16 protein-coding genes are annotated in these 18,162 nt (G+C 63.5%); 3 read left to right on the plus strand and 13 right to left on the minus strand.

What is annotated here, in order from left to right; genetic code table 11:
• Window positions 1-151 precede the first annotated feature (151 nt).
• Window positions 152-1,690, plus strand: a complete 1,539-nt coding sequence (locus DNA98_RS05945) for an NFACT family protein (RefSeq protein WP_110527616.1) — start codon at window positions 152-154, stop codon at window positions 1,688-1,690.
• Between the two features lie 7 nt (window positions 1,691-1,697).
• Here the strand turns inward: DNA98_RS05945 and DNA98_RS05950 are convergent, their stop codons facing one another.
• From DNA98_RS05950 to DNA98_RS06005, 12 genes are all read right to left on the minus strand, one after another.
• Window positions 1,698-2,519 (minus strand): carbohydrate ABC transporter permease, encoded by an 822-nt coding sequence (locus tag DNA98_RS05950; RefSeq protein ID WP_110527619.1) that lies wholly within the window; start codon window positions 2,517-2,519, stop codon window positions 1,698-1,700.
• Window positions 2,516-3,640 carry a carbohydrate ABC transporter permease gene (locus DNA98_RS05955; protein ID WP_110527622.1) on the minus strand — a complete coding sequence of 375 codons (1,125 nt, stop codon included), beginning with the start codon at window positions 3,638-3,640 and terminating at the stop codon, window positions 2,516-2,518. The genes DNA98_RS05950 and DNA98_RS05955 overlap by 4 nt, the downstream gene beginning before the upstream one ends.
• Window positions 3,641-3,718: 78 nt before the next feature.
• Window positions 3,719-4,966: an ABC transporter substrate-binding protein gene (locus DNA98_RS05960; RefSeq protein ID WP_110527625.1), complete on the minus strand. Its 1,248-nt coding sequence runs from the start codon at window positions 4,964-4,966 to the stop codon at window positions 3,719-3,721.
• A 14-nt stretch (window positions 4,967-4,980) separates the two neighbouring features.
• On the minus strand, window positions 4,981-6,183 hold the full coding sequence (locus DNA98_RS05965) for an ROK family transcriptional regulator (protein ID WP_110527628.1): 1,203 nt from the start codon (window positions 6,181-6,183) through the stop codon (window positions 4,981-4,983).
• Window positions 6,184-6,333: 150 nt separating this feature from the next.
• On the minus strand, window positions 6,334-6,798 hold the full coding sequence (dtd, locus tag DNA98_RS05970; RefSeq protein WP_110527631.1) for a D-aminoacyl-tRNA deacylase: 465 nt from the start codon (window positions 6,796-6,798) through the stop codon (window positions 6,334-6,336).
• Between the two features lie 26 nt (window positions 6,799-6,824).
• Window positions 6,825-7,661 carry a DegV family protein gene (locus DNA98_RS05975; RefSeq protein ID WP_110527634.1) on the minus strand — a complete coding sequence of 279 codons (837 nt, stop codon included), beginning with the start codon at window positions 7,659-7,661 and terminating at the stop codon, window positions 6,825-6,827.
• The gene (locus DNA98_RS05980) at window positions 7,658-8,497 is read right to left on the minus strand and encodes a DegV family protein (protein WP_110527637.1); all 840 of its coding nucleotides are present in this window, start codon (window positions 8,495-8,497) and stop codon (window positions 7,658-7,660) included. Before DNA98_RS05980 ends, DNA98_RS05975 begins: the two co-directional genes overlap by 4 nt.
• A gap of 91 nt (window positions 8,498-8,588) precedes the next feature.
• The gene (locus DNA98_RS05985) at window positions 8,589-9,221 is read right to left on the minus strand and encodes a response regulator (RefSeq protein WP_233493135.1); all 633 of its coding nucleotides are present in this window, start codon (window positions 9,219-9,221) and stop codon (window positions 8,589-8,591) included.
• Window positions 9,191-10,522: a sensor histidine kinase gene (locus DNA98_RS17635; RefSeq protein ID WP_129865613.1), complete on the minus strand. Its 1,332-nt coding sequence runs from the start codon at window positions 10,520-10,522 to the stop codon at window positions 9,191-9,193. Before DNA98_RS17635 ends, DNA98_RS05985 begins: the two co-directional genes overlap by 31 nt.
• 18 nt (window positions 10,523-10,540) lie before the next feature.
• Entirely contained in the window at window positions 10,541-11,635 is a 1,095-nt protein-coding gene (locus DNA98_RS05995) for an ABC transporter ATP-binding protein (RefSeq protein WP_233493107.1), read from the minus strand.
• A 47-nt stretch (window positions 11,636-11,682) separates the two neighbouring features.
• The gene (locus DNA98_RS06000; RefSeq protein WP_110527646.1) at window positions 11,683-13,380 is read right to left on the minus strand and encodes an iron ABC transporter permease; all 1,698 of its coding nucleotides are present in this window, start codon (window positions 13,378-13,380) and stop codon (window positions 11,683-11,685) included.
• A 10-nt stretch (window positions 13,381-13,390) separates the two neighbouring features.
• Entirely contained in the window at window positions 13,391-14,470 is a 1,080-nt protein-coding gene (locus tag DNA98_RS06005; RefSeq protein WP_110527649.1) for an ABC transporter substrate-binding protein, read from the minus strand.
• Window positions 14,471-14,616: 146 nt separating this feature from the next.
• Here DNA98_RS06005 and serA point away from each other — a divergent pair, with 146 nt between their 5' ends.
• Window positions 14,617-16,182 carry a phosphoglycerate dehydrogenase gene (gene serA / locus DNA98_RS06010; protein ID WP_110527651.1) on the plus strand — a complete coding sequence of 522 codons (1,566 nt, stop codon included), beginning with the start codon at window positions 14,617-14,619 and terminating at the stop codon, window positions 16,180-16,182.
• Between the two features lie 24 nt (window positions 16,183-16,206).
• Window positions 16,207-17,274, plus strand: a complete 1,068-nt coding sequence (locus DNA98_RS06015; protein ID WP_110527654.1) for an alanine--glyoxylate aminotransferase family protein — start codon at window positions 16,207-16,209, stop codon at window positions 17,272-17,274.
• Between the two features lie 24 nt (window positions 17,275-17,298).
• Here DNA98_RS06015 and mqnP read toward each other — a convergent pair whose 3' ends face one another.
• Window positions 17,299-18,150, minus strand: coding sequence for a menaquinone biosynthesis prenyltransferase MqnP (gene mqnP / locus DNA98_RS06020; RefSeq protein ID WP_110527658.1), 852 nt, complete (start codon window positions 18,148-18,150; stop codon window positions 17,299-17,301).
• Window positions 18,151-18,162 lie beyond the last annotated feature (12 nt).

Here is an 18,162-nt window from a genome sequence, read left to right on the forward strand (position 1 = left end):
TCCTTCCCATGGGCCCCCAACCGCGCCCAGCGCTTATCTCCGTCGGCAAGCCGATGGATTGCTCGAGCCCCTCGAGATGGCCTTTATCGAAGCCCTCCTCTCAGGGCATTTCTGCTAGGCTGGGCTTCCGGCGTTTAGCGTTCAACGTTTTATGGAAGGTCTCCTCATCCACGCTATCCTGCGCGACCTAAAGCCGCGCCTCCCGGCACAGAGCCTAGGCTGGGTCTTTCCCGACGAGGGCACAGCGGCGCTGCTCCTTGCGGGCATCGGCAACTTGGTCCTGCGCTACCGACCGCCCAACCCGATCCTCACCCTGGAGCCGGGAGAACTCGAAGGGGAGCCTAAAACCCCCTTTCAGCGGATGCTCGCCACGCGGGCCAAAGGAAGATTGCTCGAGGCCCAGCAGGTCAAGCTTGACCGAGTGGTACAGCTCTTTTTCGAAGGGGAGCACGGTTTCGTGGACACCCCCCCCACCCGGCTCCTCTTCGAGCTCACCGGGCGGAACGCGAACCTGATTCTGACTGACCCCGAAGGGCGAATTCTGGGCTTAGACCGCAACGTGACCCATGAGGTCAACCGCTTTCGCGAACTGCGACCCGGCCTGCCCTACACCCCTCCCCCGCCCTACCACAAGCTCGACCCCCGCAGCGCAACCCAAGCGGACCTGCGCGTCTTGCTGGGGCAGAAACTCGCCCAGGCCGTGCAGAAAAACCTCGATGGCATCGGGAAAGAGCTGGCACAAGAGCTGGCCCGGCGAGCAGGCCTGACCCCCGAGACCCTCCTGGCGGAAGCTCACCTGCCTGCCCTATACCAGGCCCTGCAAAGCCTGATCGCGCGGCCCAAGGAGCGCACCGCACTCTCGGAAGAGCTCCGCGCCTCCTGGGAACGAGAGGAGACCGAAGCCCTGCGGAAGCCCCTCCGCGAGGCCCTGCTGAGGCGGAAAAAGACCCTCGAGGCCCGGCTGGAGGACTGCCAAAAAGCCCTGGCCCGCTTGGATGAGGCCGCCAAGTTACGCGCCTGGGGCGATCTGCTCTTGGCCTACGGCAAGCAGCTGAAATCCAGCGCGAGCGAGGCCGTCCTCGCCGATTTCCAGGGGCAGGAAGTGAAGATCCCCCTCGAGCCTGGCCTCTCCCCTGCGCAAAATGCGCAGAAGTACTATGCGCGGGCCAAGCGGCTCGAGGCCAACGCCCTCCGGGCGCTGGAGCTCGAGCCCAAATTGCAGCAGCAGTTGGCTGAGCTCGAGGCTGAGCTCGAGGCCATCGAGAAAGCGGGCCGATCAGAACTGGTGAGGCTCGAGCGCACCCGCCAGGAGCGCCCCTCCCAGGTCGGGCTGCGGTTTCAGTCCCCCTCGGGCTTCACGGTGTGGGTAGGTCGAAGCTCCAAGGAAAACGAATTCCTGACCCGCACCGCGCACTCGCAAGACCTGTGGTTTCACGTCCAGGGCCTCCCCGGATCGCACGTCATCCTGCGCACCGCAGGCCAGAACGCCCCCCTACCAGACCTCCTCTTCGCCGCCCAGCTCGCCGCCTTCTACTCCAAGGCCAAGGGCGACAAGAACGTACCGGTGGATTACACTGCCAAGAAAAACGTCTGGCGCCCCCGCAAGGCCGCCGCTGGGCAGGTGCTCTACACCGGAGCCAAAACCCTCTTCGTGGATGCGAAGCTGCCGGAGGGAGCTACCGAGGGCTGAGCCGAACTCAGCCCTTGACCGATCCCGCCAGCAAACCGCGGATAAAGTACCGCCCCAAAAAGATGTACACCAATAGCGTCGGCAACGCAGCCAAAAGTGCCCCGGCCATGGGCAGGTTCCACTTCACCGCCTCGCCCCCCGCGAGCTGGGCCAGCGCTACGGTGATGGGTTGGTTGGCGGGGCTACTGACCAACGTCACCGCGAAGAGAAACTCGTTCCAGATCTGGGTGAACTGCCAGATGATCACCACCACGAACCCCGGCAGCGAAAGCGGAAAGACCACCTTGCCGTAGATGCCGAAAAACCCGGCCCCGTCAATGCGACTGGCCTCGATGAGTTCGTCGGGGATCTCGGCGTAGTAGTTGCGGAAGATCAGCGTGGTGATGGGCAGGCCATAGACCACGTGCACCAGGATCAGCCCCCACAGGCTCCCGCCCAGCCCGATCTCGCGCACGAACTGAAACAGCGGGATGAGCACCGCCTGGTAGGGGATGAACATGCCAAAAAGCATCAACGGGAAGATGACGTTGGCCCCAGGAAACTTCCACTTGGAGAGCACGTAACCGTTAATCGAGCCCAGCAAAGCCGAGAGGAGGGTAGCGATAACGGTCAGAAAGAAGGAGTTTTGCAGCTTGGGCAAGAATGCGTTCCAAGCCTGGGCAAAGCTCTCCCAGTACCACCGCTGAGGCAGTTGCCAGGTGGACTGCAAGGTGATGGCGGAGGGCTCCTTGAGCGCGGTGACCACTACCAGGTATACCGGCAATAGAAAGAAGAGCGTAGCGATCAGAAGCAGCACGTATTGCAGGATGCGCCCGAGGGTAAGGTTCATCGCCGCACCTCGCTTCTGAGTTGGCTGTACAGGTAAGGCACGATCACCAAGGCCACCAAGATCAGCAAGATGGTGCCGATGGCAGCCCCTTTGGCGATCTGGTTGGCGCGGAAGGTAGTGAGGTACATCAGTAGGGCAGGCACATCGGTAGGGGCGTTGTCGGCCCCGGCCATGGCGAAGATGAGGTCGAAGATCTTGAGCGAGATGTGCCCCAGGATGATCATCGCCGAGAGGGTGATGGGGGCCAGCATGGGAAAGATGATGTGCCGGTACAGCTGCCACTCGGTAGCCCCGTCCACCCGGGCCGCCTCGCGCAGTTCCTCAGGGATGCCGCGCAGTCCGGCCAGGTAGAGGGCCATGGTATACCCCGACATCTGCCATACTGCGGCCAGGATGATGCCGATAAAGGCCAGGTTGAAGCCGTGGGGTTCGTCATAGGGAAGCAGCTGTAGCCGATCCCCGATAACCAAAACCCACAATAACAGCAACCCGGCAGACCCCGCCGCTATCCAACCCCGCCGTCGCTGCCCCCCGCGGAAAGCTGTGAGCCCGATCCACATCAGCACCGCAGAGACCACCAGCGCGGTATAGAGAGGAAGGTCGTTCCAGCTGAACTGCCAGACCTGCTCTCGGCTGGTAAGCCAAGCAAACCCCCCTTTAGGTAACCCCACCACGGTCGGCAATTGGTTCACCCCGCCCGCCGGCTGAAGCATCCAGCGCCAGATAGTGCCGGTGACGATGAACGAAAGCGACATCGGGAACAAAAAGACAGTGCGGAAAAACCCCTCTCCAGCAGGCCCCCGGTCCAGGATCATGGCCAGGCCAAGCCCCAAGGCCAGACAACCCAGGATGAAAAAAAGGGTGAAAAAAATGGTGTTGACCAGATCCTGCCGAAAGCGCGAGTCTACCAGCCCGGTGAAGAGCTCACGGTAGTTCTCGAGGCCAATAAATCGGATCTGCGGATTGGCCGAAAGCGCTTGGGACGGATCCTTACCCCAGTCGGTAAGCGAGGTGTAGACGGTCTGACCGATAAATCCATAGACAAAGACAGCGATCAAAATGACCGAAGGCAACAAAACCAGCACGCTATAGAGGGAGTCCTTGTTTTTCAACCAACGCATTCGTGCTCCTTGAGTGGAGGGCTGCCCTAAACCACCCAGAGAAAATAGGGGCAGGCTCGAGCCTGCCCCCGACAAAGCCTAGCGACCGATACCGACTTGGGTGGCAATAGCCTGGGCCGCGTTGGCAGCAGCCTGGGCGTTCTTGCTGTTGAGGTAGATTTCCATCACGGTGCCGAACTGGCTCATGAAAGACTCAGGGGCCACTGCACCGTGGACCAGCGATCCCACGATCTTGTTGGTCTTCCAGTCTTTCATCGCTGACTGCGAGTAGGGGCTGTACTTGCTGGGGTCGGAGTCGGTGCGGGCGGCGATGGAGCCCTTGAGCGGGTTGAAGGTGTCCTGGCCTTCCTTGGAGCCCAAGAGCTTGAGCCAGTTGATCACGTTGGTGCGGTTTTTGACCCCTTTAGGGAGCCCGAAGGAGTCGGAGAGCATCATGAATACGCCGCTGGTGCCGGGGCTGGGAGCCCAGCCGAAGCCGGTCCCGGGCTCGAGCTTCTTGGTGGTGGTCATGTACCCGGCGGCCCAGTCACCCATGATGTTGAAGGCCGAGGTGCCCTCGATCACCCGGTCCACCGCCTGTTGCCAAGAAAGGCCAGCAGCGTCTTTGTTGGCGCAGTCCAGCACTTTACCGAAGGTATTCCAGACGTTGATCATCTTGGGGTCGGTGAACTTGAGCTGGCCACGCCACAGCCGGGCCCAGTCATCGGGCCCGAGGATACCCAGCGCCACCGATTCCCACAGATGCTGCTGGGTCCAGTTCTCACCCAGCGCCAACGGCGCCTCGAGGCCTTTGCCCTTGAGGGTCTGGCAGGTAGCCAGGAACTCGGCCCAGGTTTTGGGCGGGGTCACCCCCCACTCTTTGAGCTTGGCCGGGTTGTACCACATCACGTTGGAGCGGTGGATGTTCACCGGCACGCTCCAGATCCCGCCCTTGTAGGAAAGCAGGTCAAGGAGGCCCTTGGGGAACTTGGTGGTCCAGCCCTCCTGGCGGAACAAGCTGCTGAGGTCCTCCATGCGGTCGGCCACCACCCAGGTGCCGATCAGCTCCTGGCCAGCGTGGACCTGGAAGCTATCCGGCGGGTCGCCCCCCAACATTCGGGTCTTAAGCACCGCCCGAGCATTCACCCCGGAACCGCCGGTCACGGTAGCGTTGATCACCTCCACGCCGGGATAGCGCTTCTTGTAAAGGTCGATCAGGGCTTGCAGAGCCGGCCCCTCGTCGCCGGCCCACCAGGAGAAGATCTCCAGCTTGCCGCTGCCCTGGGCCAAGGACGCAACTCCTAAGCCCAACGCAGCCACGGCCAACCATCGTTTGAGTGAACGCATCTCGAATCCTCCTTTTACCGCATTGCAACAGGGGAGGCGGGGCGTTCCCGCAACCCCCCGGATGCCAAAAACGAGTGCAGCACCAAAGCTGCCGCCCCCATCGCCGGGGCCAGATGACCGAAGCGGCTAGGCTGAACCTCGAGCCGTTGGTGCTCACGTAAAAAGGCGTGTGCCTCGAGGGCCTGGCGCAAGGGCCGCTCCAGGAAAGCCCAGGCCTCGGCTCCGGCCCCCCCTAGCACCACCCGCTCGGGGTCGTAGGCCACCGCCAGGTTGGCGATCAACCTGCCCAAGGCCCGCCCCAACTCCGCAAGGGCTTCCAGGGCCAAGCGCTGAGCACCTTGAGCCAGCTTCAAGACTTGCCAAAAATCCTCGGCCTTTCCTCCCAGAGCCCGGTAGTGCTCGAGCATGGCCCGCAAGCTCACCTCGGTCTCGAGGCACCCCAAGCGCCCACAGCGGCAGCGCGTCCGGCTTCTACCCAGCCAATGACCCACCTCACCAAAGGCCCCGTTCGCCCCACGCAGCACCGTCCCTGCATGCACCAACCCCACTCCCAGCCCGGTCCCCAGCATCAAGTAGGCCAGCTGGCCCTGCCAGGGGGTGAAAAACACCTCCCCCGCAGCCGAGCTGTTGGCGTCGTTCTCGATGTAGATGGGGAAAGAAAACCGAGCCTGCAACATCTCGGCTACGCTAAAGTCGCGCCAACCCAGGTTAGGGGCGTAGCGTAGCCACCCTCGAGCATCTACCACCCCAGGCAGGGCTAACCCCAGGCCCAAGGCCTCCGGATGCCGTCGCAGGCCCTCTCGGATGACCTGGATGAGGCCCTCGAGGCGCTCCGACAAAGGAGTTTGGGGGTCAGCGCTCCACTCTTCGCGCAAGAGAATGGCCCCGGTCCAATCCACCGCCAGCACCACCGAGTTCTCCACCCCCAGTTCAGCCCCCAAAGCCACGGCCCCTAGAGGCTTGAGGGTCACCCCTAAGCCAGGTCGCCCCAGCAGGGGTTTATCCCGGCCCTCTCCCTGCTGGGGAGTGAGCTCGACGGCTACCAACCCTTCGCCCAGCAGTTGATCCATCAGCGAGGAGATGGTGCTCTTGGTGAGGCCCAGGCGCCGCGCCAGCTCCGCTCGAGTGAGCGACCTCGAGGCCTTGAGGGCTTCCAGGATCGCCCTGCGGTTGATCCGCTTCATCTCTAGGGGGTCGCCTTTGCGGCTCGGGGACATCAGAACTGGGCCTCCAATAGTAAGTTTTCCGAACGAACTGAATCTACCCTACCCCGCCGTGGGTGTCAAGCGGGTCTTCCCTAGCCGGGGTGAAGGCCATACGCCTGGGTATGGCGCATGACCCGCGCCGAGGGCTTCGACAGGGCCATCTCAAGCACGATTAGGGCGATGGCGATCTTGTGAATCCAGCAGGATCGTCACGGGTCCGTCGTTGATTAAGTGCACCTGCATCTGGGCCTGGAAAACCCCGGTCTCGACGTGGATCCCTTCGCGCAGCAGGAAGTCTATACACTGGCTGTACAGCCGCTTTCCCTCATCGGGGGAGGCGGCTTCGATAAAGCTAGGGCGGTTACCCTTGCGGGTGTCGGCGTAGAGGGTGAACTGGCTCACCACCAACACCCCCCCACCTACCTCGGCCAAGGACAGGTTCATCCGGCCCTGGGGGTCGGGAAAGACCCGCAAGGCGGCGATCTTGCGGGCCAGATAGGCGGCGTCCTCCGGGGTGTCGCCGCGCCGGACCCCCAGCAGCACCAAGAACCCCCGCTCGATCTGACCGACCACTCGACCGTCCACGAGAACCCGAGCTTCTGCCACCCGCTGAACGACAGCACGCATAAAAAGCTAGCAACCCGCCCTACAGGTCATCTGCCACATCTCGGCGCGCCAAAAATCGCTACCGTGCCCGGCCCGGTGTGGGCCGAGACCGCCGCCCCCGCGTCGCGCTCGCCGTCGTAGGCCAAACCCTCCCAGCAGAGCAGCCGGCGCAGGTCCTCAAGCCCCTTGGCGTTGCTGGAGTGGGCCAGGGTGAAGCGGGCCCCTTGGGGGAAGGCCTGGTGGAAGCGCTCGGCCAAAATCGCCAAGCCACGGTGGAAACCCCGCACCCGGTCAATGGGATGGACCACCCCACCTCTGACCTCGAGCACCGGCAGGATCTTGAGCAACTTTCCCACCAGGCTCTGGAGGCCGCTGACGCGCCCGCTGCGGTGGAGGTAAGTAAGGGTCTCGGGGAGCACGTAACCGCGTACTCGGTCGCGGAGAGGGGCGATGGCCGCCTCGAGCTGTTCGATGGGTACCCCTTCCCTGAGCTTTTTGCGAGCCTCCTCCAGCACGTAACCGAGCCCCGCATTTAGGCTCAACGAATCCAAAACCTGGACCCGCCCGGCGAATTTTTCCGCCACCCGCCTGGCGGTGGCAACCGTGCCGGAAAGCTTGCCCGACACATGCACCGAGACCACCCGCTCGAAGCGGTGAAGTAGTTCTTCGTACTTGGCCTCGAAGTCGGCGGGGGCCACCTGGCTGGTGCTCACGGTTTGGCCCGCCAGTTGAGCCTCGGTGACCTGCTGGGGGGTGATCTCGAAGTAATCGCGGTAGCTCTTTCCCTGTATCACCACTTGTTGGGGAAGCAAGTGGATTTCCCGCTCGAGGGCTTCTTGGGGCGAAAGTCCCAGCGTGGAGTCGGCGACGAAGGCTGTGCTCATAGGCTGTAGGCGTAAAACCCGTACACCCCCGGCCCGGTATGGGTGGAGATGACCCCCCCCACCTCGCTGGTAGCCCGCACCTCCACCGGCAGCCCGGAAGCGGCCACCTCCCGCTTGAAGGCATCCACCGCCTGGGGATCGGCGTTGTAGAGGTAGTAGACGCGGATCTTCTGCCGACCGGCGCCCCAGGTCTTGAAAGCCTCCACCATCTCCGCGAGGGCTTTTTTCTCTCCCCGGGCCCGTCCGGCGGCCTCGACCCGCCCCTCCTTGAGGGTCAGGATCGGCTTGATCCCCAAGAGGCTGCCCAGAAAAGCCTGGGCTCCGCCGATGCGCCCGTTCTTTTTGAGGTATTCCAGCGTAGCCAGGGTGAAGCGCACGATGTTGTCGGCGCGGATGCGCTCGAGCTCCACCAGTACTTGGCTCAGGTCGGCTCCCTGGGCGAGCATCTCGTGGGCTCGCTCAACCATCATCCCAATGCCCATGCTGGCCGCTAGGGAGTCAAAGACTACGATCCTGCCGGGAAAGTCTTGAGCCGCTAGAATGGCCGACTGAAGGGTACCGGAAAGCTTGGAGGAGATGTGGATGGAAAGTACCTGGTCGGCTTTCTGTAAAGCCCGCTCGTAAGCTACCTTGAAGTCGCTAGGGGAGGGTTGGGAGGAGGAGGGCAGGGCCGCCCCCGCGCTCACCCCCCGGAAGATGTCATCAGGTTTGACCTCGAGCCAGTCCTTGAGCACCTTCCCCTGGAAGTTGACGTAGAGCGGCACCACCTCCACACCCATTTCCTGGGCGCGCGTTTGTAGGTCAGAGGTCGAGTCGGTGACTAAAGCTATGCGCATGATGGCCTCCAGAGTCCCTGAGCTTTTCCTATGGCGAAAGTATACACCGATCAAACTGTAAGCCTGCGCCACAAGGGGTGGCCATTCCCCCTCAGAGCCGGTAGCGCTTCGACGGTCGCCCTGGCCGTCCGTAGCCCCCTTCTATCCGGACCATCCCCTCTTTATAAAAAGACTCCAAGTAGCGCCAGGCGGTAACCCGGGAAAGCCCTAAGGCCTCAGCTACCTCTTCAGCGGTAACAGCCGCCGGATTGCTGCGGAGAAAGCGGAGGATCCTTTCCCTAGTCTCCGGGTCCAGCCCTTTGGAAAAACGCCTGCGGGCAAGCAGACGGTCCAGATCGGCTTGAGAAACCTCCCTCTTCAAGGCTAAAGCCCGAAAAGCCCGGTAACGGCTTAGGGCCTCTTTGAACCGCGCCTGGCCAAATGGCTTCACCAGGTAGTCCATGGCCCCGCCCAAAAGGGCTCGCTCCACGGTGGGTACGTCCTTGGCCGCGGTGATGACGACGGTGTACACCCCGACAAGGGCAGGCAGAAGATCCAGACCATGCCCATCGGGAAGGTAAAGGTCTAAAAGAACAAGCTCCGGCGTAACCTCCAAGGCCACAAGGGCCTCCGCCAAACTCCCCGCTACCTCTACCGAAAAACCCTCCGCCTCTAAAAGGGCTCTGTGAAGAAGCGCTACCCGCCGATCGTCCTCTACAACGAGGGCCCGGGAAACTGGATCCAGAAAACTGTCCACCCCTCCCTCCTATGGTAGCCGAGTTCCCCGCCTAAAACCCGCACCTGGGCTTGGGCTAATGCCAGGCCATAACCCCGGCCCGCGCCCCGGCCACTCGCCCCCGGAAGAAAAAGGCTCTTTTGCCCCTCTGGCAGGCCCAATCCATTGTCCCAAACCTCTACCCTCAACCCCTCCTCTTCGGCAAACCTCAACCGTACCTCTCCCAGCGGGGTAGTACACGCTGCCTCCAAGGCGTTTTCCAAGAGGTGGCCTACCGCGCTGGCCAGGGTCGCCCCCCAGGGGGTGTAGCGGGCAGGAAGCCTCCCCTCCAAGCGCAAGACCACACCCCGCTCCCGGGCCCGGCGGAGCTTCCCCAGAATCAAGGCTGCCACCAGAGGCACCTCCACCCCGCGCAGCAGAGAGTCCATTTCCGCCTCGGCAGCAAACTCCCCCTGAACAAGCCGCAGGGCCTCTTCCAGATGCCCAAGCTCTAAAAGCCCTCCCACCGCGTGAAGCAAGTTTTGGAACTCGTGCGCTTGGGCTCTGAGGAGTTCTAGGTGACGGCGGCTTTGGGTAAGATCCTCAGCCAGACGAAGCAGCTCGGCCTGCTCTTGAAAAACCGCCACCCTATAGCCCCCCACTGCCAGGAGGCGCACTCGAGCCGGACGGCCGGTAGGGAGGGGAAGCAGAGCCTCTTCTTCCCTAAAGCCCCTGAGGGCGGGCCAGAGCCGGCCCAGAGGGAGGGGGGTAAGGGCTCCGGCGGGAAGGCCCAAGAGAGCGAGGCCTTTGGGGTTCAAAAGTACCACTTCCTCTTCCCTCAGAACCGCCACTCCCTCTTCCAAAGCTTGAAAAGCGGCTTCTAAGGCCAGAAGCCGTCGCCTTGCCTCCTTCAATGGGGCCCCCAGCAGCCGCCGGGCCACGCCTTCCCCCCGAGTCCAGGCCCAAAGGGAAGCCAACAGGGCGAGGAAAAAAGGCCAAAGAGGAGAGGGCAGGAAGAAGGGGAGCGCCCGCACCGCCTCGAGGGCCTCCCCCTGCCAGGGCCGTACCGCCCAGGCCCTAAGGCCTGTTAGGCTCACCTCCACCCCTGTCTCCTTCTCGCCCAGGAGAGGAGCTGCAACCTGGGGCGTTGGCGTGGGGCGTACCCCGAGGCGGAGTAGGGCTTGGGGGTCGGGGAGGCGGGCCGCTGCCTCCACCAGGGCCTCTACCTCTCCCCGGGCCAAGGTCACCAGATGCTGGTTGGCTTCAAGGACAAGCCAGGTCCAAACCCCTAAGGCCAGGAGAACCCAAGGAAGCAAGAACGCCCGGAGCATAGGCCGCATTATGCGGCTTCAGCTTGGGTAGGCCAACGCTGCTTCCGGGTCTAGGGCCAGGCGGAGGCGAAGCTCACCCAGGGGATAGGGGCTTAGGAAGCGGAGAAGGGCCTCTCCCACCCGCACCCAGTGCTCGTAGTGGCTGCCCAGGTAGAGGCTATGGGCGAGTTCACCTTCCAAGACGTTCACCTCTCCGGGACCCGCAGGCCTCAAGGCCTCAGGGCGGAGGACCAGCTTGGCGAGCCGCCCCGGGGTGAGGGTCCCCATAGCCCGGGCCCGGAAGGGGAAACCCGCAAGCTCCAACCGGGCTAGCCCCTCCTCGAGGCCCACCACCAGCGCTTCCACCACGTTGGGATTGCCTAGGAAGTCAGCCACGAAGAGGGTTTTAGGATTCCGGTAGAGCTCTTCTGGGGTGTCTATCTGCTCGATCCTCCCCTCATGCAGCAGAGCGATCCGATCGGCCAGGGCCATGGCCTCCGCCTGATCGTGGGTGACGAAGAGAGCGGCCTTTCCCGTGGCCTTTAAGGCCTCCCGGAGCCACACCCGAGCCTGATCGCGCAGCTTGGCGTCCAGGTTGGAAAGGGGTTCGTCCAAAAGGAGGAGCTTGGGGTCGTAGGCCAAGGCCCGGGCCAGGGAGACCCGCTGCTGCTGCCCCCCGGAGAGAGCCCCGGGGTAGCGGCGCTCGAGGCCGGTGAGACCGAGCCGATCCAGAAGGGCAAGTACCCGCTCCCGCACCTCAGGCTCCGGCACCCGCCGGAGCCTGAGGCCGTAGGCCACGTTCTCGTAGACTGTGCGGTGGGGCCAGAGGGCGTAGGACTGGAAGACCAGACCCAGGTTCCGCCGCTCCGGAGGGAGGAAGACCCCCCTGGCCCCCTCAAAGAAAAGCTCTTCTCCTAGGGCGATCCTACCCCCGCTGGGCTTTACGAGACCGGCCACCGCCCGCAAGAGGGTGGTCTTCCCCGAGCCCGAAGGCCCCAGGAGGGCCACGATCTCCCCCGGGATCACGGTGAGGTTCACGCCCTTGAGGATCAGGTTCTCCCCCAGGCGCACCTCGAGGGCCTCCGTCACCAAATGGTCCCCGGCTACCTTTCCCTTCCCTTGCCCGCGCTCCACGCGTTGATGCTCCGTGTGCCCTGACCTCATCGTATATTCCATTCCTCTCAAAGCCCTTGGGGCCGTACCCCAAGCCGATTAGCCAAAAGAAAGACCCCGCTCACAATGAGAACCTGTAGCGTAGCCAAGGCGGCGATCACGTCCACCGCCCCTGTCCCCCAGAGGGCCACGATCTGGGCCCCCAGAACCTCGGTCCCGGCAGTAAGGAGGTAAACCCCGGTAGAGTACTCCCGCACGAACTGGATGAAGAGAAGGAACCAGGCGGTGAGAATTCCTCCCCGCAAAAGGGGTAAGGTGCCCTGGAGGAAAGCTCTCACCGGCGAGGCCCCGGCGATGCGGGCTGCCTCCTCCACCTCCCGCCCCACCTGGAGCAGCGCGGCCGTGAGGAGCCGCACCCCGTAGGGCATCCAGACCACAATGTAGGCCAGGATGAGGGCGAAAAGGGTGCTGCGCCAGGGAGCCATGGGTTTGACAAAGAGGAAAATCCAGAGGAAGGCCAGGCCCATAACGAGCCCCGGCACCGCCCGGGGTAGCCCTGCGAGGTAGTCCAAGACCCGGCCCCAAGCTCCACCCCGCTGAATCCCCAGGGCGATAAGAAGGTAAAAGGCAAGGGCCAAAACCCCTCCCAGCGTCGCCACTACCAGGGTGTTGGTCACCGCCCGGCTCAGGTTAGGGAGTTTGAAAACCTCCACGTAGTGCCCCAGGGTAAAGACCTCTCGCAGGTCCACCCCAGGACCCCAGCTTGCGACCAGGCTGCGGAACACCACCCCCAGCACCGGGAAGACCACAGCTATCAAAAGGTAAAGGGCTAAAACCGCCGCCCATATATACCGCAAGCGGCCCAGAGGCAGTCGCTCCGTCCGGTACCCCCGCGCCCCGATGGCCACGTACCGCCCTTCCATCCGGCCCAGCAGATAGCGTTGCAGAAGGACCAGGGCAAAGGCGAGGGCTACCACGACCACCCCTACTGCCGCCATGAGGTGGTAGGCCGAGGTGCCGGTGATGGCGGTGAGGCGGTAAAGGTAGGTGGTGATCACCATGATCCCCTTGGCATCGCCCAACACCAGGGGCAACCCAAAAAGCTCAAAACCCAGAAGGAGCATCAGGACACCGCTATAGACGAGGGCCGGACGCACCAAAGGAAGCGTCACCGAGAGGGCCACCCGAAAGGGCCTGGCCCCCGCCACCCGGGCCGCCTCCTCGAGGGAGGCATCCACGTTCTGGATGGTGCTCGCTACATAGAGGTAGACGTAGGGCACGTGGGTGAGGCCAGCGATGACGGCGATGGCGGGAAGCGTGTAGATGGTCCAGGGAACCCGGCCCAGGAAGGTCTCCACCCAGCCGGAAACGAACCCCGAGGGCCCAAAAGCCACGATGAAGCCTATCCCCAAGATGATGGGAGAGATGAAGATGGGAGCGAGGAGCAGCAGCTCAAAGGGCCGGGCGAAGGGGAGATCGGTCTTGGTGACGAGAAAAGCGAAGAGGCTCCCCAGAGGCACGGCGATGAGGATCATCCCCAGTCCGATGAGGAAGGAGTTCTTCAGGGCCTCCAGGAAGTAGGGGTCGTGGAGGATGAAGCGGTAGGCCTCGAGGGCCAATCGCTTCAAGGGAGCGAAGAAGGGAGCGGTGAGGAGGCTCTGGTAAAAGAGAATGCCCAAGGGGGCGAGTACCAGGAGTCCTATTCCCCCCACGAAGAGGGGAAGGACCCAGGGAGCAGCGGAAGGCAGGCTACGGCGAAGGAGCATCCCCTCTCCCCTACTGCCCCCTTATGGCCTGGCGCCAGAAGGTGAGGAAACGCACCCGCTCCGCAGGGTCTAGGTTCTTGAGTATCTCCTTGGAAACGGGGATGGCGTAGACCTTGTCTTTTCCGCCCACCGCCTTGTAGAGGGCCTGGGGCGTGGCCTCCCCCACCACCGTCTCCCTGCGGGCGAAGATCAGGGCGGTGTAGGCCATGAGGTTCTGCCCCCTCAAGGAGAGGAGGTAGTCCAAAAAGAGTTTGGCCGCGTTAGGGTGGGCCGCCTTCTTGTTGATGAAGGCCACCCGCTGGATGGCTACGGAGCCATCGGTGAGGTAGGCAATCCCTAAATCCTTTACCGTTCGCTGGCGAAGAAGGGCATAAGAGCCGAAGAAGCCATAGGCCAGGTAGTGCTCCCCCGAGATCACCTTCTCAAAAGCCGCTCCCGTAGAGGAGTAGAGGGCCGCCTGGGCCCGCCCGAAAGCCCGGATCAGGTTCTGGAAGGCGGGGAACTGGTCGTAGTCGGCCTTGAGGATGGTGAAGCCCACGGCGCTCCGCTCGGGATCCCAGGTGGCCACCCGCCCCCGCATCCTGGCCTCCTGAAGAAGCCTGGCGAGACCTTCCCTTGTGGTGGGCACCTCCTCAGGCTTGAGGAAGCGCTTGTTGTAGACCACCACCGCGGGCTCCAGGGTGGTGCCGTAGGCCAGGTTCTCCAGTCGGGCGTTAGCCGGCCAGTTCTTGGCCTCGGGGGCGTCGTAGGGAAGGGCGTACCCCTCGCTGGCTAGCTTCACCTGGAGCTCCATGGCGCTGGACCAGAGGAGGTCGGCGCTTTGGGCTCCGGCAGCGGTTTCGCTTACAAAGCGGTCGTAGATGGCTTGCGTCCCTAGGTCGTTGTACTCAATTTGGATGGAAGGGTATAAGCGCCGGAAGTCATCCAACAGCACCTGGGCACTGGCCTGATCGGTGGAGGAATATATGACGAGCTTGCCTTCCTTGTTCGCCGCTTCCACCAGTTGGGGATCTGAACTCGGCCTGGTTTGTTGCTGAGCAAGAGCCAGCAAACCGGCGAAAGCCAAAAACCAAACGGCTCTTTTTTTCACAGAAACCTCCTCTCTTTGTGTGCAAGGGGCAATATAAAAAAACTCCTTCGGCCAGACAAGTTTTGTTCGTTATGTTCCCGGTTGTGACGCTTGGTGCAAAGTATACCTTTGCATTCGCAGGATGGGGATGTTAGTGTCTTGGGCATATGTGGCAGGTGCTCGTGACGGATGAAATGCGGCTTGGGGAGGTCAAAAACCCCGAGCTTCGGCTGGACTACCGCCCCAACATGCCCCGCGAGGAGATTCTGCGGGTCATCGGCAAGTACGACGCGATCATCACCCGTAGCCGTACTCAGGTGGACGCCGAGCTGCTCGAGGCCGGAACCCGCCTAAAGGTGGTAGGGCGCGGCGGGGTGGGCGTGGACAATGTGGACCTCGAGGCCGCCTCGAGGCGGGGCATTCTGGTAGTCAACGTGCCCGAGGCCAACACCCGTTCCGCCGCCGAGCTAGCCTGGGCTTTGCTGCTGGCCGCGGCACGGGGTGTGGTCGAATCGGACCGCAAAATCCGCGAGGGCAAGTGGGACCGTAAGTACCTGGGCCTCGAGCTGGACCGAAAAACCCTGGGCATCGTAGGGCTGGGGCGGATCGGCGGGCAGGTGGCCCGTTTCGCCAAGGCCTTCGACATGCGGGTGCTGGCCTACGACCCTTACATCCCGCGCACGCGGGCCGAAACCCTGGGGGTCGAACTCCTCGACGACCTGGCGGACATGCTGCGCCAGTCGAACTTCCTCACCGTTCATACCCCCCTCACCGAGGAGACCCGAGGGATGATCGGGCGACGCGAGCTGTACCTGCTACCCAAGGGGGCGGTGGTGGTGAACGCGGCGCGGGGCGGCATCATCGACGAGAAAGCGCTGCTCGAGGTGCTCGAGGAAGGCCACCTCTTCGGGGCGGGTCTTGACGTGTTCGTGGAGGAACCGCCAGGGGCCGAGCACCCGCTGGTGCACCATCCCAAGGTGACCCACACCGCTCACCTGGGGGCCAACACCGTGGAGGCCCAAGACCGGGTGGGAGAAGCCGTGCTCGAGCGGGTCATTGAAACCCTGCGGGGCAACCTGGCCCACGCCCTCAACACCGGCTTCGACCCCGAAGGCTTACAGGCCCTAAAGGGGTGGCTGCCGCTGGGTGAGGCTTTGGGTAAGCTGCTGGCCCAGATCACCGCAGGACGCCCCCAGGCCGTAGAGGCAAGTTTTTACGGACAGTTCGAGAAAAACCCCGAGCCAGTGGCCTCCGCGGTAGCCAAAGGCCTCCTCAGCCGGGTGCTGGGAGCGGGGGATGTGAATTTGGTCTCGGCCAAGCCTCTGCTCAAGGAGCGCGGCATCGAGCTCATCACCCGCCATTCCGAACAGGCCCAGGACTACCGCCAGGTGCTCGAGGTACGCCTCGAGACCGACCGGGAGACCCGCCGGGTGCGGGGCACGGTGATGGGCGGCAGGCCTCGCCTGGTGGGGGTGGACGATTACCGGCTGGAGGTCGTCCCTGAAGGCTTCATGCTGATCTGCACCAACCGCGACCAGCCCGGGGTGGTGGGCAAGGTCGGCACCCTGTTAGGTGAGAGCGGGGTCAACATCGCTGGGATGCAGCTCGGGCGGGACGCACCGGGCGGGAAAGCCCTCTTCGTGCTGACCATTGACGAGCGCCCCAACGATGAGGTCCTGGACGCGCTGCGCGGCCTGGACGTGCTCGAGCGCGTCGAGTTAGCCGAGCTGTGACCAGTGAAGGGTAAACTTTCGGATATGTCGGTATACCGAAACCGCCTCCTCACCCCAGGCCCGGTCGAACTCCACCCCAAAGCCCTCGAGGCCCTCGCCCGACCACAACTCCACCATCGCACCGACGAGGCCCGAGCGCTCTTCCACGCCGCCCGGGAGGGCCTCCGGCAGGCTTGGAACACCGAAGGCGAAGTGCTCCTCCTCACCGGCTCGGGCACCCTCGCCATGGAAGCGCTGGTGCTCAACCTCTTCGCCCCCGGCCAGCGGGTCTGGGTACCGGTGCATGGAAAGTTTTCCGAGCGCTGGGCAGAGATCGCCGAAAGTCTGGGGCTCGTGGTGGTGCGGCAGGATCTGGAGTGGGGCCGGGTGGTGAAGCCCGAGATGGTCGAGGGGTTGTCCGGTCCCTTCCACGGGACCTTGCTCACCCACTCGGAATCTTCCACAGGAGCCCAGAACGACGTCCGGGCGCTGGCCCAGGCCTTCAAGTCCCGCTTCCCGGATTCGCTGGTGGTGGCCGATATGGTCACGAGCCTGCTCATTTCGCCGGTGGCGCTCGAGGCCTGGGGGATTGACGCCGCCGCTTCGGGCTCGCAGAAGGGGACCATGTGCCCGCCGGGGCTGGGCTATGCCGCGCTCTCGCCCAGGGCGCTCGAGCGCCTCAACCCCAGGGGCTACTACATGAACCTGGCGAAGGAGCGCAAAGCGCAAGCCGAGGGAGAGTCGGCCTGGACCCCGGCCATCAACCTGGTAGCGGCGGTGGCGGGGGTGCTGGGGGAAGTGCTGCCGGGGCTCGAGGCGCACCTCCACCTCAAGGCCCGGCAGACCGAGTTGCTCTACGGGGCCGGGGAGTCGGTCGGGCTCAGGGTCGTCCCGGAAGTCAAAAGCCCAGCTGCCGCCTGCTTTTACTTGCCCGAAGGGGTCAAGTATGCCCAGGTAAAAGAGGCCTTCGCCCAGCGCGGGGCCACCATCATCGGCGGGCAAGGCGTGCTCAAGGGGAAGATCTTCCGAATTTCGCTGATGGGATACTCCGACATCTACGACGCCTACGCGGTAGCCGAGCTGATGAAAGACGCGGTTCGGTCATTGGGCTAGGCCCAAGCCCTGGCCGACGAGGGTTCACAGCCAGGTCTCGAGCGCGATGATGACCAGCATCCCGATGCTCACCACCACGTTGGCCTGGAAAAAGGCTTGGTCCACCTTGGAAAGGTCATCGGGCTTCACCAGGTGGTGCTCATACCATAGCACCGCTCCCACAAAGACCATCCCCAGGAAGTAGATCTCGCCTGCCCCGGTCAGAATCCCGGTCAGCACGAAGAACAACCAAGTTCCCAGATGGGTATAGCGGGCGATCTTGAGCGCTTGGGCGATGCCAAACTTGGCCGGGATGCTGTAAATGTGGTTCTCCCGGTCAAACTGAGCGTCCTGGGTGGCGTAGAGGATATCGAACCCCGCCAGCCACAGCGCCACCCCGGCCCACAGGGCGAAGGTCGCGGGCTCAAAGGAGCCGGTAACGGCGATCCAACCACCCGCCGAGGCTGCGCCGATGGTGAGGCCAAGCCAGTAGTGGCAAAGCCAGGTGAAGCGCTTGGTATAGCTGTAGCCGACCAAAAAGAACACCGCCACCGGCAGGAGCCTGGCGGTAAGGGGGTTGAGGTTGAAGGCCGCCAAGGCCAGGCAGAGAAGGCCCAGCACCGAGAGGGTGATCACCTCCGCCGGCTTGACCACCCCCCTGGGCAGGTGCCGCTGGGCGGTGCGCGGATTCCGCGCGTCGATGCGCCAGTCGATGAGCCGGTTGAGGGCCATCGCCGCGGTACGGGCCCCCACCATCGCCACCGTGACCCAAAGGAAGATCTGCAAACCGGGCCACCCCGGCTTGGCCAACAGCATTCCTCCGTAGGCGAAGGGCAGGGCGAACAGGGTGTGCTCGAAGCGGACTAGCTCGAGGTATGTGCGAAGGCGCGCGGTCATGGCTGAGCTCTA

It is taken from the genome of Meiothermus sp. Pnk-1 (genome assembly GCF_003226535.1).
Classification (GTDB): Bacteria; Deinococcota; Deinococci; order Deinococcales; family Thermaceae; genus Allomeiothermus.

Bases quoted from the DNA above. Each gene is read 5' to 3' on its own strand.
- DNA98_RS06000 (WP_110527646.1), bottom strand. From the start codon at position 13,380: ATGCTCCTTCGCCGTAGCCTGCCTTCCGCTGCTCCCTGGGTCCTTCCC.
- DNA98_RS05955 (WP_110527622.1), bottom strand. From the start codon at position 3,640: ATGCGTTGGTTGAAAAACAAGGACTCCCTCTATAGCGTGCTGGTTTTG.
- DNA98_RS05960 (WP_110527625.1), bottom strand. From the start codon at position 4,966: ATGCGTTCACTCAAACGATGGTTGGCCGTGGCTGCGTTGGGCTTAGGA.
- serA (WP_110527651.1), top strand. From the start codon at position 14,617: ATGTGGCAGGTGCTCGTGACGGATGAAATGCGGCTTGGGGAGGTCAAA.
- DNA98_RS17635 (WP_129865613.1), bottom strand. From the start codon at position 10,522: ATGCTCCGGGCGTTCTTGCTTCCTTGGGTTCTCCTGGCCTTAGGGGTT.
- DNA98_RS05965 (WP_110527628.1), bottom strand. From the start codon at position 6,183: ATGTCCCCGAGCCGCAAAGGCGACCCCCTAGAGATGAAGCGGATCAAC.
- DNA98_RS05945 (WP_110527616.1), top strand. From the start codon at position 152: ATGGAAGGTCTCCTCATCCACGCTATCCTGCGCGACCTAAAGCCGCGC.
- DNA98_RS06015 (WP_110527654.1), top strand. From the start codon at position 16,207: ATGTCGGTATACCGAAACCGCCTCCTCACCCCAGGCCCGGTCGAACTC.
- DNA98_RS05950 (WP_110527619.1), bottom strand. From the start codon at position 2,519: ATGAACCTTACCCTCGGGCGCATCCTGCAATACGTGCTGCTTCTGATC.
- mqnP (WP_110527658.1), bottom strand. From the start codon at position 18,150: ATGACCGCGCGCCTTCGCACATACCTCGAGCTAGTCCGCTTCGAGCAC.
- DNA98_RS05975 (WP_110527634.1), bottom strand. From the start codon at position 7,661: ATGAGCACAGCCTTCGTCGCCGACTCCACGCTGGGACTTTCGCCCCAA.
- dtd (WP_110527631.1), bottom strand. From the start codon at position 6,798: ATGCGTGCTGTCGTTCAGCGGGTGGCAGAAGCTCGGGTTCTCGTGGAC.
- DNA98_RS05980 (WP_110527637.1), bottom strand. From the start codon at position 8,497: ATGCGCATAGCTTTAGTCACCGACTCGACCTCTGACCTACAAACGCGC.